Source organism: Saprospira grandis str. Lewin (assembly GCF_000250635.1).
In the GTDB taxonomy this organism is placed as follows: Bacteria; Bacteroidota; Bacteroidia; order Chitinophagales; family Saprospiraceae; genus Saprospira; species Saprospira grandis.
Genome location: NC_016940.1, coordinates 1,644,538 through 1,659,571, shown reverse-complemented (window position 1 = coordinate 1,659,571; position 15,034 = coordinate 1,644,538). Strand labels below are relative to the sequence as shown.

Below are 15,034 nucleotides of genomic sequence, written 5' to 3'. Positions count from 1 at the left end.
AAAGTGAAACTTTGCCCGCCTCAGGGCGTATACCTAGAAAACTTTATCAAAATAGCCTATGCGACAGTTAAAAATTACCCAGAAGATTACCCAACGCGAAAGCTCAGCATTAGAGAACTACTTAAAAGATGTAAGTAAAATTTCTATGGTTTCGGCCGAAGAGGAGGTGGTTTTGGCCAAAAAAGTAAGAGCTGGCGATCAGCAGGCATTGCATCGTCTAACGACGGCCAATCTGCGTTTTGTCATTTCGGTGGCCAAGCAATATCAGCATCAGGGCATGGCCCTAAGTGATTTGATCAATGAGGGAAATTTGGGCTTGATTAAGGCGGCCCATCGTTTTGATGAAAGTAAGGGATTTAAATTTATTTCTTATGCCGTATGGTGGATCCGCCAATCGATTTTACAGTCCTTGATGGAGCATGGGCGAATGGTGCGCTTACCTTCTAATAAATTGGGTGGACATGGCCGTTTGCTTCGAGCCAGGCAACAGTTTATGCAAGCGCATGAGCGAGAGCCCTCGGTAGCCGAATTGGCCGAAATGTTGGACCTGAGAGAAAAGGATATTGTGGCTTTGGAGCGCATGATTCAAAAACACATTTCTGTAGATGCGCCTTTGGGCGCTGGCGAACGAGATTCAGATGTGAGTATGCTAGATACTCTGGCTTGTTCAGTAACCGAAGAAGGGGATCAGGCTTTGATGGAAGAGTCTTCTCGTTTAGAGCTAAAAGGACAATTGGACCGCCTGTCTGATTTGGAGCGTCAAATTATTGTTTCTTATTATGGTCTCTATAATCACTGTCCAATGACTTTAGAAGCTATTGGAGAAGATTGTGGCCTGACCAGAGAAAGAGTACGCCAAATTAAACAGCGAGCCCTGCGCCGCCTCCGCCGATATATTAAAGCAGATTTAGTTTTGCCTTCTGCAAGCTAAAGGACGATATATAAGATATTTAATTGTGTAATTTAGTAGTTTCAGTAAGTAGTTGAAAGCCTTCCTTTGCGGGAAGGCTTTTGTTTTTGGTCCATCTAGGCGCGCAGCGCCTCGGCTGAGGGATGGGCAGCAGTGGCCCGAAGGGCCAGACCCAGCCGCCAAAGGCGGCGCAGGGCCGAGCAGACCTGCGAGCTGCGCAATGGCCCGACCCGCCCAATAATTCATGAGGGTTTCCACCCTCATTTTGTATTGCTTCGCAAAGCGATACCGCTTTGCGCTGGCTTTCAAGCCGGCGGAAGGGGCAGCCCCAAAAAATAGAAGTACATAAAATATTAACCTAGTTTACATAAAATTAATCCAAATGAAATTTGGTCGCAATATATTTTTGTAGTTTAATATTTGTGTTTTTAGGCTTCTTTTGCACAACTCTTTTACTGACTACTAGGCCCTTGTTTGTAGGCATTTTTCAAAGAAAGTGAAAGCCCTATATTGAGTTAAATATTTATCCACAAAACAAAAAACGGGCATGAAAAAACTATCCCTAGCTATTCTTGCAGTCTTTTTGACAGTAGCCGCCGCGCAGGCGCAGATTGTCATCAATGAGATTATGTACAATCCCCCAGAAGGTGGGACCGACACCACAGAATTTATTGAGCTCTATAATGCGGGCACAGCTGCTGTAGATATTCAGGGCTGGCATTTTACTGCCGGTGTAGCAGACTCTGTAGATGTTTCTACCGTGATTCCCGCTGGAGGCTACTTTGTTTGGACCGTAAACGCGGCCGCTTTTCAAAATACTTATGGCCAAGCTGCCGACCGCGAATGGGCTTCTGGTGGTTTGAGCAATGGCGGTGAAGCTATCGTTTTGGTCGATGGTGCTGGCGTTGTTATGGATTCTGTTACTTATAATGATGCCGGTAGCTGGCCCAATGCCGCTGATGGTTCGGGGAACTCTTTGGCTCTTTGCGATGCCACTACAGATAATACTGATCCTGCAAACTGGACCACCGATTCTACTAATACGGGGATTACCGTAGGCGGAACGGCTCTTTTGGCTAGCCCCGGTGCTGCAAATACCACCAACTGTGTAGTGAATACTACCTTAACTGTAGAGTTTGCTGGAACACAAACTTATGTAGACGAAAACGTAGGTACAGTAACAATTGATTTGGCTATTCAGAACCCCAATGCTACAGCTACTACAGTAGAGGTGAGCATTGGCGCTTCTTCTACGGCTATTGCTGCTGATTATACCAACTTTAGCAGCCCTACTACCGTTACTTTTCCTGCCAATAGCACAACTAACCAAAGCTTTACGATTGATATCGTAGATGATGCCGACCAAGAAGTTTTGGAAACCATCATTTTTGAGTTGGGCAATGCAACTAACGGCGCTGTCATTGGTACAAACAATAGCTATACAGTGAACATCAATGCAAATGATATTGCTGCCGTTCCTGTTCCTGATGTAGTGATTACAGAAATCTTGTACGACCAAGTAGGAACAGATACGATCGAGTTTATCGAGTTGTATAATAATGGTACTGCTACTGCCGACTTGAGTGGCTTCTACTTTGATGGCGTTGCTTATACTGTGCCTAACGGAACTACTCTTGCTGCTGGTGCTTATTGGGTGATCACTTTGGATTCTGTGGCCCTACAGGCCGTAACTGGCGTAACTGCTAACCAATGGACCTCTGGCGCATTGAGCAATGTAGGTGAAGATATCGTTTTCTATACCATTGCTGGCGATACCGTTGATATTGTTAACTATAACGATAATGCTCCCTGGCCCCTACGCGATGATAATGTCGCTATCCAACTTTCTGATGTAAATGCAGATAATAACGATGCCGCCAACTGGTGCCACGCCACCAACAATGCCGGTACTACTGGCCTAGGCGATATTCTTTATGCTACTCCCGGCGCTGCCAATACAGCCTGCGCTAGCCCTGGTGTTTATGTTTACTCTACTATTGACCAAATTGATGGCCTTCTTCTTCCTGGTAATGTTCCCGCCTTTGAAGGCGATAGCGTTGAGCTTCGTGGCCTAGTATACTGCGATGATTTCCGCTCTGGCAACGGCCTAGACTTTGCCCTAATCGAAACGGCTTCTACTAACGGTATCCGCGTTTATGCGCCTGTAGATATTAGCAGTTACACAGTAAATGCTGGCGACTCTATCCGCGTATTTGGCCGCATCAATAACTACAACGGTTTGTTGCAGGTATTGGCCGATAGCATCGACTTTGTAAGTGCTGGCAACGCCACTTTGAGCCCACTAGAGGTCACTGCTCTTTCTGAAGCTACCGAAAACAAATTGATCGAAATCAATAACTTGACTTTGATAGATCCTTCACAATGGACAGGTACTGGTTCTGGCTTTGCTGTTGACGCAACTAACGGTACCGATACTTTTAGTCTCTATATCGATAATGATGTAGATCTTTATACACAACCTGCTCCTACTGGCGCCTTTAAGGTGTATGGATTTGGTGGACAGTACGACCCCAGCATTCCTCATGATGAGGGCTATCAGTTGGTGCCTTGCAACTCTAGCATTACACCTATTTCTAGCCTAAACTTGAGCGCTCAAGCTCCTGTTCGCATCTATCCCAATCCCGCTCAAGACCGTCTATTCGTAGAGGCCGAGGCCGTTGATGCTATTCAAGTATACAACAATTTGGGCCAGTTGGTGATCCGCCTAGACAACTTGCAAGGCAACCGCCAAGAACTCAACTTGAGCCAACTAGAGGCCGGTGTTTACCACCTCAATATCATCCGCAACGGACAATCTAGCAGCCAAAGCTTTATCAAGCAATAGGCTTAGCGCAATGATTTAATAGCAAAAGGTCTTCTTCCCAAAATAGGGGAGGAGGCCTTTTTTCTTTTGGGGCGTTACTCCTTTCAGTCGTCGAACTGCGGCTTGCAGCCTTGTTGTCTGCCTACGGCAGGCGCTACGTTTACTCCCTTTGGTCGTCGAACTGCGCCCTAAAGGGCTTGTTGTCGCAGCTCGCTGCTGTTTTGGGGCCTCCTGCCTACGGCAGGCGCTACGCTTTGGGGCTCGCAGGTCTGCTCGGCCCTTCGCTTTTTTCGCTTTGCTCAAAAAAGCTCGGTCTGGCCTTCGGCCACCCCGCCGCATCGCTAGGCCTGCGGGCCTTCGGCCCTGCCCGCCGCATCGGTTACTCCCTTCGGTCGTCGAACTGCGCCCTAAAGGGCTTGTTGTGGCCTGCGGGCCTTTGGCCCTGCAAAACGCAAATTGGAGCATTTTTTATGCTTAAAAGCCATTGAAAAACAAAAGCTTAGCAAAGGAGGCCATTTTTTTGTTTGTTTTTTTGCCAAAAAAGTTTGCAAAAACCAAAAAGCTGCCCTATATTTGCAAAGCAGTTCGGAAGAGAGCTGTTAAGTATTTGATAAGCAGAAGTAGCTCAGCTGGTAGAGCATAACCTTGCCAAGGTTAGGGTCGCGAGTTCGAATCTCGTCTTCTGCTCCAAGAGAAGTTCGCAAGAGCTTCTTTTTTTTTGGATGAACAAGAAGTTCTTTTGCCCGGATGGTGAAATCGGTAGACACGCAGGACTTAGTCTACTTTTTTATGTTTTTAATGATTAAAAGTGCAGTTTTGGGAGTAAACTCCAGTTTATTGATTGCACAACTTCTTAAAGAGGTTTCATATAAAAAGTAGGATTCTGAGCGCTAATCGAGAAATTGATTTTTGCATACACTCTCAAATTCAGGGAAATCTTAACAGGTAATGCTGATGACAATCCTGAGCTAAGTTGCAAACTTTGTTTTGCAAAAAGTGCAGAGACTTTACGGGAGTGGCCTAAGTTTATTATTAAGATAATGAATAGGGTTGAGAGAAAGTCCAGACCACAAACTTTTATCCCAATAAAAGGCAGTGAAAGCTGTAGCTGGTAAGAAAATCCTGTTGACAGTAATGTCAGTGCGGGTTCGAGCCCCGCTCCGGGCACCAAAAAAAAGGACAAAAAAATTTGGAGTTTTAAAAAAGCACCTTATATTTGTGTCCACACAACAAGCAGAAGTAGCTCAGCTGGTAGAGCATAACCTTGCCAAGGTTAGGGTCGCGAGTTCGAATCTCGTCTTCTGCTCAGGATTCTCACAATCGAGCAGCTTCTTTTTAGGAGCTGCTTTTTTTGTGTCTATACGTTAAAGCTCAACCTCTAATCAGGTTGGGCTTTTTTGTTTTGGTCCAATGAGGAAGGGCGCGCAGCGCCCGCCGAGGAGCGCAGCGACTGGCTGAGGGATGGGCAGCAGGGCCGCCAAAGGCGGCAGACCTAGCGGCTAAAAGCCGCGCAGGGCCGAGCAGACCTGCGAGCTGCGAGACAGCCCGACCCGCCCGTAGGGCGGGGCAGCCCCAAAAAATAGCCTTTAGAAGAAAAAAAGCGGGAAAACCTGTAGCGGAAAGAATAAAGCGTACTTTTATAGGAAAACAGTTTTATGAAATGGATTTGGATGCTATTGCTACTCGTTTCTTTGGGTAGCTGTCAATTGAAAAAAGTGGTAGAGCGAGATGCAGAGGGAAGAAAAATTAGCCGTTATCGGAAGCATAAGAAAACAGGAGAAATAGAAGGGCGCTACAAAGGCTTTCATGAGTCGGGGGGGATTGCTCTAATTATGCACTACAAAAAGGGGAAATTGGATGGGCCTGTAAAGACCTATTACCCCAATGGGCAGCTAGAAAGTTTGGCCTATACAGAAAAAGACCGTTATGAGGGGAAGTTTCAGTACTGGTATAGCAATGGGCAGCTCAAGCAAGAGGGCCAATACATCAATGGCGATATAGAAGGGCCGCTGAAGAGCTATTATCCCAACGGAAAGTTAAAGGAAATCGTTGAGTTTAGTGGTAGTGTAGAAAATGGGGCCTATACCTTATACTATCAAAATGGAAAAATAAAGGAAGAGGGGCATTTCTTGAAAGGGCCCAATATGGACGGCCTCATTAAGCAATATGATGCCGAGGGGCAGCTGCTGCGCAAACAATCTTGTTCGGCGGGCAGTTGTGAAACCATTTGGGAGCGTAAAACAGCAAAAGATGAAGAATAAGGTATTGGTTTTTTTGGGCCTATGTTTGGCCTTTTCGAGCTTGCAAGCTCAGGTAGAAGGCGGACGCTATGTCTATGAGTTTTTAGAGTTGTCGCCATCGGCTAGGGCAACGGCTTTGGGCGGGCGTTTGCCCTCTGTACGAGATAAGGATCTGAGTTTGTCCTTCCTCAATCCGGCTGCTTTGAATGCCGAAAATCACAATAATGTATCCTTACAACAGAATGCTCATATTTCGGGCATTACGCATGGAACCGTAGCTTATGCCTATCATATTGCGCCCAAAAAACTGAGCCTAATGGGCAGTATAGAGCATGTGAGCTATGGTCAGTTTGAGGGTTATGATGAAGTGGGGCAGGCCACGGGCAGTTTTTCGGCCTCGGAGTTGGCCTTGGGCCTAGGGGCCAGCTATCAGGCTAGCGACAAATGGAGCTTTGGGCTACAGCTTAAGGGGGTTTTCTCTAGATATGAGGCCTATTCGTCTAGAGGTTGGGCTTCTAATTTGGGCATGATCTACCAAGATACGGCCAAGCGTTTTAGCATGGGCTTGGTCCTAAAAAACATTGGCCAACAGCTCAAAAGCTACCATCCAGATCAGCAAAAATATGCCCTACCCTTTGATATGCAGTTGGGGCTTAGCCAGCAATTGAAGTATCTGCCTTTGCGGATTTCTGTAGTGGCGCATCATTTGGACCGTTGGGATATTCGCTATGACGACCCCGCACTGGTCCAGGAAAATAGCTTATTGGGCACGGAAGAACCGCAGAACAACGATTTTGGAGAGGGCGTAGATAATTTTTTCCGACATTTGAATTTCAACCTAGAGTTTTTGCTGGGGCCTAGCCTTCGCCTGCGCCTAGGCTACGACCATTTGCGCCAAAGAGAGATGAGTATAGAAAACCTGCGTTCCCTTGCTGGCTTCTCGGCAGGTGTTGGCTTTAAGCTCTATAAGTTTCGCTTTGATTATGGGCTGGCTAACTATCATTTAGCTGGAACCGTACATCATTTTGGCATCAGTACTCGGCTTCAAGATTTTTAGACAGAATTAGGAAGGCCAATAAATAAATGTATCTTTGTGGGTTGAAAAGCAACCGCAAATGCAGCGGTATTTAAGAGACTAGCAACTTCGCAAAGCATGAGAAAACAACAGTGCCTAAAGCAGGCGGTAACAATAGTTGGAAAAGGCTTACATTCAGGGATTGATGTTGAACTTAAAATCTTGGCAGCCGAGGCTGGCCATGGTATTCAGTTTCAACGGATGGATTTGCCTGAAGCCCCTGTCATTAAGGCTGATGCCGCCAATGTTTTCAAAACCGATCGACATACCGTAATTGGCGATGAAACCGCTTATGTGGCTACTGTAGAGCATCTGATGGCCGCTTTTTATGCTTTGGGTATTGATAATGCTTTGGTTGAAATTAACGCTGCCGAATTGCCCATTTTGGACGGTAGTGCCCAGCCTTTTATTGAGGCTTTTAAGGCCGTTGGCCTAGAGGAACAGGCTGCCGAAAAGCCTTCGCTTAAAATTAAGGAACCTATTTCGGTGCAGCTAGGCGAAAGCGAAATTAGTATTTACCCCGCCGAGGAACTAGAAGTGATGGTGACCGTAGATTTTCAGTCTGCCGTTTTACCCGCTCAGTTTAGCCGCTTTAAAGCTAGCCAAGAAAGCTTTGAAGAAGCCATTGCACCCGCCCGTACTTTTGTCTTTTTGCATGAGCTCTCTGCACTTTTGCAGCATGGCTTGGCCAAGGGCGGACAGCCCGATTCGGCCCTCGTTTTTGTAGAACAACTACCTACAGCCGAACAAAAGGCGGCCCTAGAAAAACAATATCAGCAAACTATTGATGTGCAAAGCACTGGCTTGCTGCCCGGTCAAAGTCTCCGCTTTAGCAATGAGGCCGCCCGCCACAAATTGCTCGATCTTATGGGTGATTTGGCGCTTTTGGGTTTTGATATTGTGGGACGAATTGTGGCCCATAAACCCGGACATGGCGTCAATAACAAAATGGCCCTAGCACTCCGGCAATTGGCCATCAAAGAACGCAAAACGAAGAATATTCCTGTCTACGACCCTAAACAGGAAGCCGTATATAATATTGAAGATATTTTTGGGAAACTGCAACATCGCTATCCCTTCTTGCTCATTGACAAAATCATCGACCTTTCGCCCCAACATGTGGTGGCGGTAAAGAACGTGACCTTTAATGAGCCCTTTTTTGTTGGACATTTCCCTGGTCACCCCATTATGCCCGGTGTGCTTCAAATTGAAGCCATGGCCCAAACTGGCGGGATTTTAGTCATGGAGGCTATCGATGATCCGCTCTCTTACGACACTTATTTTCTCAAAATTGATAAGGCCCGCTTCCGCAGGCCTGTAGTCCCCGGAGATACGCTCATCTTCCGTCTAGACCTAATGCGCCCAATTAGAAGGGGCTTGGTCGAAATGCAAGCTAAGGCCTATGTTGGTGATAAACTAGTGGCCGAAGCCGAATTATTAGCTCAAATTATCAAGCGTAAGTAATCGTGAATCATCATCCGCTAGCTGTTGTCAGTCCTAAGGCCAAAATTGGCAAAAATGTAAAAATTAGTCCTTTCGTTACCATCGAAGAGGATGTCGTTATTGGTGATGGCAGCCAAATTGGCCCTAATGCCGTGATTATGTCTGGTAGCCGAATTGGCCAAAATTGCCAGATCTTTCCTGGCGCAATCATTGGCGCCGCCCCTCAAGACCTTAAGTTTAAAGGCGAATATTCTACCCTAGAAGTAGGCGATAATACCATTATCCGAGAGTATTGTACGCTCAACCGTGGTACGGCAGCTAACGAGAAAACAGTGGTGGGCAGCAATTGCTTGCTCATGGCTTATGTACATATTGCCCACGATTGTATTGTGGGTAATCATTGTGTGCTGGCCAATAATAGTACTTTGGCCGGACATGTAGAGCTTGAAGATTATGTGATCCTTGGCGGGATGTCGGCCGTGCATCAGTTTACCCGAATTGGCGCTCATGCTATGCTGGGCGGTGGGGTGCTGCTCAATAAAGATGTCCCTCCTTTTATCCGTGTGGCTCATTATCCCGCTTCCTATATTGGCGTGAATGTGATTGGCCTGAAACGCAGAGGGTTTTCAGTAGAAACTATCGAGGCGATCCAAGATATTTACCATCAGCTTTTTGTGGCCAAACAGGGCCGTGCAGATGCACTAGCAAATATTGATGCTTTAGATCACTCTAAGGAAAAAGAACAAATCTTACAGTTTATAGAAGATTCCGAAATAGGCATCGTTAAGGGCCTGCGCTCAAATGCCTAGTCTATGCTTTCTATTGATCTCCAAAATTTGGGTAAGCGCTACCGCTACGAATGGATTTTTAAGGGCCTCAATTATACCTTTGAGGCCAATACGGCTTATGCTATTCGTGGACATAATGGGGCCGGAAAATCGACCCTGCTCCAATGCCTTTCGGGCTTTCTGTCTCCCTCTGCCGGCCAATTGGTCTATACTTATAATGGCCAACCGCTAGATAGAGAGAACGTTTTTCAATATTGCAATTATCTCGGCCCTTATGTGCAACTGATCGAGGAGCTGAGCCTGATGGAGGCGGTAGATTTTCATCGACAGTTTAAGCCGCTCCTGCCAGGCATTTCCCCAAAAGATCTTTTTGAGCTCTCTGGCTTGCCTAAGTCGGCCAAAAATAAACCGATTCAGTTCTTTTCTTCGGGGATGAAACAACGCCTTAAGCTAAGTCTGGCCCTCCTGAGCGAAAGCCCGCTGCTCTTACTCGATGAACCTAGTATTACCCTAGACCGAAAAGCCGTGGCCTGGTTTCAAGACCTGCTCGAACGCTATGGCCTTCCCAATAGACTTTGTATTATTGCCTCTAATGTAGAGGAGGATCTGCTGCTCTGTCAAAAACAACTACAAATAGAAGATTTTAAAGCAAGCTAGTTATGGCTTGCTTTTTTTATGGGGCTGCCCCGCCCTGCGGGCGGGTCGGGCTGTGCCGTAGCTCGCAGGTCTGCTCGGCCCATCGGCGCAAGCGCCTTGGTCTGGCCCTTCGGGCCACTACTATCCATCCCTCAGCCTGCGGCGGCTTTGCCGCCTGCAAAACCCATAAAGCGGTATTCGTCGCTTCGCTCCTCATGCGTTAATAGATCCCCGCCCACCCACCCCTTTACGGGATTCCTTAGGGAATCCCTGGGCTGCTTGGGCCTTTTTGCTGCCCTCCCTCCTCAAAAATAGCAGCAAAACACTCCCTTTGCCCGCTTCCGAAAACAAGCAATAAGCTCAAAGGGCTGCAATGCCTATATATTTTTCCAGCGAATGCTCCCATGCAGTTGCAATGCTTATATATTTTTCCAGCGAACGGTCTGAGGGAGTCTAAAAGAGCATTTCTTTTCCAGCGAATGCTCCCATGCAGTTGCAATGCTTATATATTTTTCCAGCGAACGGTCTGAGGGAGTCTAAAAGAGCGTTTTTTTTCCAGCGAATGCTCCCATGCAGTTGCAATGCTTATATATTTTTCCAGCGAACGGTCTGAGGGAGTCTAAAAGAGCATTTCTTTTCCAGCGAATGCTCCCATGCAGTTGCAATGCCTATATATTTTTCCAGCGAACGGTCTGAGGGAGTCTAAAAGAGCATTTTTTTTCCAGCGAATGCGCTGGGGGCGCTCTAAAAGAGCTGTTCTGCTTTATGGACTATCCCCCTACAGCAATTTGCTTAGCTCTCCTCAGCAGAGAAATAAGCCAAATGCCTTATTTTCTCTCTTATTTCTTTGGTCCAAGCTCCTTGGCCCGGGCGGTCCTTGGCCCAGCGCTGCGGAGTGGGTGCGGCGCAGCCGCAGACCCAGCTGCCGAAGGCAGCGCAGGGCCGAACAGACTTGTGAGCCCCGTAGCATAGCGGCGGGCAAACTAGGCAAAGCCTAGTTTGCCCGCGGGCCCCAAAATAAAACCCTAAAAATTTTAAAAAGACGTTAAGTTGGGAGGAAAGAGCAACCCCTAAAAAAACAGGACCGTTTAATAGGGCGATGAAAAAAATTGAAAAACGAGAAAAACAACTAGCTATGAAGCCCAATCTTTCGCATTTATTTTCTGGTTTGGCGGGCGGACTATTGGTCCTTGGCGCCAGTTATCTCTTACCGGCCAAATCCTCGGTTCAGGCCGTAGAAATTAAGACCGAAACAGTGGCCCAATTGCCCAAAGAAAGCCCCAAAGAACAGCTTCCGAAGGCTCAAGAAGAGCTGGGTCAATTAGCCCATAATATGGGAGGGGCTCGGGCGCCTATTGATTTTTCTGCGGCAGCCGAAAAAGTCATGCCAGCGGTGGTCAATGTTACTTCTATTAGTCGATTTAAGCCTCGTTCTCGGAGAGAGGAGGTCTATATGGAGCTTTTTGGCCGTCCTCGAGACAACCAATCGACGGGTTCGGGGGTAATTATTGGTAAGCAGGGCTATATTGTTACGAATAATCATGTGATTGAGGGGGCCACAGAAATTGAAGTGACCCTTTATGATAAGCGAAAATATAAGGCGGAATTAGTGGGGACCGATCCTTCTACCGATCTGGCTGTCCTAAAAATCAAGGCGCCCAATTTGCCTAGCGTAGAGCTCTCTAACTCTGATGAGACCAAAATTGGGGAGTGGGTATTGGCTGTGGGCAATCCCTTTGATTTGAATTTTACGGTAACGGCGGGTATTGTTTCGGCCAAGGGCAGAAATATCAACATTTTGGGCAATCGCAAAGCGAGCATCGAGTCATTTATTCAGACCGATGCGGCGGTAAATCCTGGAAATAGCGGTGGCGCTTTGGTCAATGCCGAAGGGAAACTGGTGGGCATCAATACGGCCATTGCTACGCCTACGGGGACCTATGCGGGCTATTCATTTGCCGTGCCCATTAACCTAGTAAAAAAAGTAGTGGGCGACTTGATGGAGTATGGAGAGGTGCACCGCGCCTATTTGGGGGTAATGATTATGGATGTGGATAGTGATTTTGCCAAGCAAGAGGGCCTGTTTGTGAGTCAGGGCGTTTTTGTTTCGGAATTGATTGATGGGGGCGCGGCCAAGGATGCTGGCATCAAAAAGGGAGATGTCATTGTGGGCATTGATGGACAAAACGTTCGCTCGGTTAATGAACTGCAAGAGAAAGTGGGCAGTCGTGACCCTGGCGACACCGTCCGAGTCAAGGTAAAAAGAGGCAAAAAAGAATTGGTCCTCAACATGAAGTTGAAAGAATAGAGTAGGGGAGAGAGGAAAATGAAAAAAGCCCAGCGCTATGCGCTGGGCTTTTTTGGTTAGGGGGTATCCTAACCCTCAAAAACGGCTCGTACAAACTTCTTGGTATTTTCGGAGAACTCTCCTCTAAGGACCCAATCAGCATAGCCTTTATCGGCGCGGATGGGCTGGTCCCTTAGTTTGCCAAAGTTCCAGTAGAGCTCGCCTTCATGGCGGTAAATCTTGCCGGCAAAATCCACACGCTCTTTACCTTCTTCTACAAATAGGGCTTCTAGTTCCTTGACCGTAATGGGCAGCTCATCATGTTTTTCCAATTGCTTTTCGAGGATCGTTTTAGTGGCCTCAATATCGGCAATAGCATCATGGGCATCTAATAGTTCCTCGCCAGTATAGCGCTGATAGGTATCGCCCAACTTATGGCTATTCACATAGCGCTCTAGCTTGATGACATCTACAAAATGGGTGTCGGGCGTAGGGTATTCTATGCCTGCACGAGCAAACTCCTCGGCTAGCATGGGAATATCAAAGTTATCGGAGTTGTAGCCCGCTAGGTCGCTATCCTTGAGCCAGCCATAAAAGGCCTTGGCTAGTTGGCGAAACTTAGGTTCATTGACTACATCCTTATCATAAATGCCATGCACGGCGGAGGCGCCTTCTGGGATAGGCATTTGGGGGTTGACCAAGCGGTTTTTGACTTCGGTGCGGCCATCTGGAAATAATTTGATGGCGCCAATTTGTACAATTCGATCATTTACAATGCTGGTTCCTGTGGTCTCTAGGTCAAAGAAGACCAAGGGGCGTTCTAGTTGTAATCCCATATCTAGTTTTGTTTTGTCTGTTTTTGTCTACATCCACTCCCAAGCGCTGGCGTATTTGCCATGCTTCTCGCAGTAGTCCATAAATGATTGATAAAATGGATGTTGGCCCAAGGTGGCACTATCTCCAATGATGATGAGCTTTTTTCGGGCTCTGGTCATGGCCACATTGAGGCGGCGGGTATCCTTGAGGAAGCCAATTTCTCCTCTTTCATTAGAACGGACCAGGCTAATATAGACCACATCTCGCTCTTGGCCCTGAAAGGCGTCAATGGTGTCAATGGTAATATCGTCATCAGGAAAATGGTCAAAATCTGTTTCCATCTGTTCTTGCATAAAACGAACCTGCTCCCGATAGGGCGAAATAACAGCAATGCTGGGCCGAACTTGCTTGTCGGCAAAGCTAAGCAGATGGTCCAAATGCTGCCTTAAGATATAATATTCTTCAGGGTTGTAGGAGCTAAGGGTTTCGGGGTTGATTTTTTCATCAAAGCTACAGCCTGCGGTATCAATAAACTCTACGGGGGTGGTATCACCACCGGGCCGCATGGCCAAGGTCCAATTCTTTACAAAGTCGGCAGCCTGCAGTTGGCCCTCATAAAAGTATTGGTTAGAGAACTGCATGATTTGCTCATGCATACGGTATTGCGTTTTGAGCAATTGCACTCGGTCCAAACGCTCTACGGCCTTTTCTAATAGGGTAATGGAAAGTCCCTTTTGGGCCGCCTTTCTACTTTTTACGGTGGGAGGAAGCTGAAAAGGGTCGCCCGCCAAAATTACCTTATCGGCCTTGGCGATGGCAATCCAACAGGCGGGCTCCAAAGCTTGGGCGGCTTCATCAATGACGACCGTATGAAAGCGGCGGTTTTCGATATAGCGGTTCATGGAGCTTACCAAAGTACAACAGATGGCATCGGCTTCTGATAGGACCTTTTCAATCACATAATCCTCCATCATGCGGGCATGACGAATCAGGTTTTTGGCCTCTTGATAGGTTTCTCGACGCTCATTGCGCTCGTTGGGGCCAAATTTCCGCTTAAATTTTCCAGCTTTGCGGAAGAGCTCGGCGGCCTCTTTTTTCATTTTCTTGACCTCCTTCATTTCGGCCCGCTCTTGCAAAATGCCCTCAATGCTATGCTGCAAAACTTTTTCGTCTAAACGAGAGACATTCCCCACCCGCACCACATTGAGGCCTTGATCGGCTAGGCGTTCTGTGAGCAAATCACTGGCGGGATTGGAGGGGGCACAAACCAAAACTGGGCTCTCTCTTTTGACCAATTCTTTGATAGCGGCCACTAGGGTAGTGGTTTTTCCGGTGCCAGGAGGGCCATGTACTACGGCCACATCTTCGGCAGCCAAAATCTGCTGTACGGCTTCTGCCTGAGAATTATTCAGTTGGCCCAAATCGCCAGGGCGACGGTGGTCCTGAAAACGAGCAGGCATTTTACCCAACAAAATCTCTCGCAATTCAGACAAACGATTGTCTTGCGCCTCGGCCACATACTTAAGCGCCTTGCCCATTTCCAAATAAGAACGCTCATCAAAAGCAAGCTGTACCCCAATTTGCTCATGCATCACCCAAGAAGGCAATTCTTTGCCATAAAGAATAATCTTCATCTCGTCTTTCTTGATGTACTGCACCACCCCATACTCAAAAATCGACTTCTTGCGCTCAAAATTACTACTGGGGAAAATCCCCACTACGGTCCCTGACCGAAACTTATGCGCCTGATCCTTGCTATACATCCGACTGATGGTCACATAAGGGTGCTCGCCCAAGCTCCAACCGGTCCGCTCTTGCCGAACAGGATGCCAACAAACGCCCTTTTCTATGCGCTCTTTAAGGGGCAATTGCTCGAGCAAATAACGATATTGCTTAATTTCTTCCTGCTTTTCTTCTTCTAGCAGCTCCATTAAGGCCTGTATTTCTTCTGTTGCTTTCATTTGTTGCTTTTTGGAAATATACAGCGGTTTGCGGAGAATATCATCTAATTCTGT

At 47.2% G+C, this 15,034-nt stretch carries 10 protein-coding genes and 2 tRNA genes; 10 read left to right on the top strand and 2 right to left on the bottom strand.

What is annotated here, in order from left to right:
• Positions 1-58: 58 nt before the first annotated feature.
• The 10 genes from SGRA_RS07395 to SGRA_RS07335 all read left to right on the top strand — a co-directional run bounded on the left by SGRA_RS07395 (position 59) and on the right by SGRA_RS07335 (position 12,224).
• Positions 59-931 carry a sigma-70 family RNA polymerase sigma factor gene (locus SGRA_RS07395; protein WP_015692016.1) on the top strand — a complete coding sequence of 291 codons (873 nt, stop codon included), beginning with the start codon at positions 59-61 and terminating at the stop codon, positions 929-931.
• Positions 932-1,457: 526 nt separating this feature from the next.
• Complete coding sequence (locus SGRA_RS07390) at positions 1,458-3,755, top strand: lamin tail domain-containing protein (protein WP_015692015.1); 2,298 nt, start codon at positions 1,458-1,460, stop codon at positions 3,753-3,755.
• A gap of 593 nt (positions 3,756-4,348) precedes the next feature.
• Positions 4,349-4,424, top strand: a tRNA-Gly gene (locus SGRA_RS07380).
• 543 nt (positions 4,425-4,967) lie between these two features.
• Positions 4,968-5,040: transfer RNA gene (locus tag SGRA_RS07375), tRNA-Gly, on the top strand.
• A gap of 349 nt (positions 5,041-5,389) precedes the next feature.
• Positions 5,390-5,995, top strand: a complete 606-nt coding sequence (locus SGRA_RS07370; RefSeq protein WP_015692012.1) for a toxin-antitoxin system YwqK family antitoxin — start codon at positions 5,390-5,392, stop codon at positions 5,993-5,995.
• On the top strand, positions 5,985-7,031 hold the full coding sequence (gene porQ / locus SGRA_RS07365) for a type IX secretion system protein PorQ (protein ID WP_015692011.1): 1,047 nt from the start codon (positions 5,985-5,987) through the stop codon (positions 7,029-7,031). Before SGRA_RS07370 ends, porQ begins: the two co-directional genes overlap by 11 nt.
• A 96-nt stretch (positions 7,032-7,127) precedes the next feature.
• Positions 7,128-8,513 carry a bifunctional UDP-3-O-[3-hydroxymyristoyl] N-acetylglucosamine deacetylase/3-hydroxyacyl-ACP dehydratase gene (locus tag SGRA_RS07360; RefSeq protein ID WP_015692010.1) on the top strand — a complete coding sequence of 462 codons (1,386 nt, stop codon included), beginning with the start codon at positions 7,128-7,130 and terminating at the stop codon, positions 8,511-8,513.
• Positions 8,514-8,515: 2 nt separating this feature from the next.
• Complete coding sequence (gene lpxA / locus SGRA_RS07355) at positions 8,516-9,301, top strand: acyl-ACP--UDP-N-acetylglucosamine O-acyltransferase (protein ID WP_015692009.1); 786 nt, start codon at positions 8,516-8,518, stop codon at positions 9,299-9,301.
• A 3-nt stretch (positions 9,302-9,304) separates the two neighbouring features.
• Positions 9,305-9,937, top strand: a complete 633-nt coding sequence (locus tag SGRA_RS07350) for an ABC transporter ATP-binding protein (protein ID WP_015692008.1) — start codon at positions 9,305-9,307, stop codon at positions 9,935-9,937.
• Positions 9,938-11,051: 1,114 nt separating this feature from the next.
• A complete protein-coding gene (locus tag SGRA_RS07335; protein WP_041329869.1) occupies positions 11,052-12,224 on the top strand; it encodes a S1C family serine protease in 1,173 nt (390 codons plus the stop codon).
• Positions 12,225-12,292: 68 nt separating this feature from the next.
• Here SGRA_RS07335 and SGRA_RS07330 read toward each other — a convergent pair whose 3' ends face one another.
• Together SGRA_RS07330 and SGRA_RS07325 are read right to left on the bottom strand one after the other, a co-directional pair.
• A complete protein-coding gene (locus SGRA_RS07330) occupies positions 12,293-13,039 on the bottom strand; it encodes a 3'-5' exonuclease (protein ID WP_015692004.1) in 747 nt (248 codons plus the stop codon).
• Positions 13,040-13,066: 27 nt separating this feature from the next.
• Positions 13,067-14,980 carry an AAA domain-containing protein gene (locus tag SGRA_RS07325; RefSeq protein ID WP_015692003.1) on the bottom strand — a complete coding sequence of 638 codons (1,914 nt, stop codon included), beginning with the start codon at positions 14,978-14,980 and terminating at the stop codon, positions 13,067-13,069.
• Positions 14,981-15,034 lie beyond the last annotated feature (54 nt).

What these genes read in the sequence shown, in the direction of transcription:
- SGRA_RS07395 (WP_015692016.1), top strand. Translation starts at nt 59, where the DNA reads ATGCGACAGTTAAAAATTACCCAGAAGATTACCCAACGCGAAAGCTCA.
- SGRA_RS07390 (WP_015692015.1), top strand. Translation starts at nt 1,458, where the DNA reads ATGAAAAAACTATCCCTAGCTATTCTTGCAGTCTTTTTGACAGTAGCC.
- SGRA_RS07370 (WP_015692012.1), top strand. Translation starts at nt 5,390, where the DNA reads ATGAAATGGATTTGGATGCTATTGCTACTCGTTTCTTTGGGTAGCTGT.
- porQ (WP_015692011.1), top strand. Translation starts at nt 5,985, where the DNA reads ATGAAGAATAAGGTATTGGTTTTTTTGGGCCTATGTTTGGCCTTTTCG.
- SGRA_RS07360 (WP_015692010.1), top strand. Translation starts at nt 7,128, where the DNA reads ATGAGAAAACAACAGTGCCTAAAGCAGGCGGTAACAATAGTTGGAAAA.
- SGRA_RS07350 (WP_015692008.1), top strand. Translation starts at nt 9,305, where the DNA reads ATGCTTTCTATTGATCTCCAAAATTTGGGTAAGCGCTACCGCTACGAA.
- SGRA_RS07335 (WP_041329869.1), top strand. Translation starts at nt 11,052, where the DNA reads ATGAAGCCCAATCTTTCGCATTTATTTTCTGGTTTGGCGGGCGGACTA.
- SGRA_RS07330 (WP_015692004.1), bottom strand. Translation starts at nt 13,039, where the DNA reads ATGGGATTACAACTAGAACGCCCCTTGGTCTTCTTTGACCTAGAGACC.
- SGRA_RS07325 (WP_015692003.1), bottom strand. Translation starts at nt 14,980, where the DNA reads ATGAAAGCAACAGAAGAAATACAGGCCTTAATGGAGCTGCTAGAAGAA.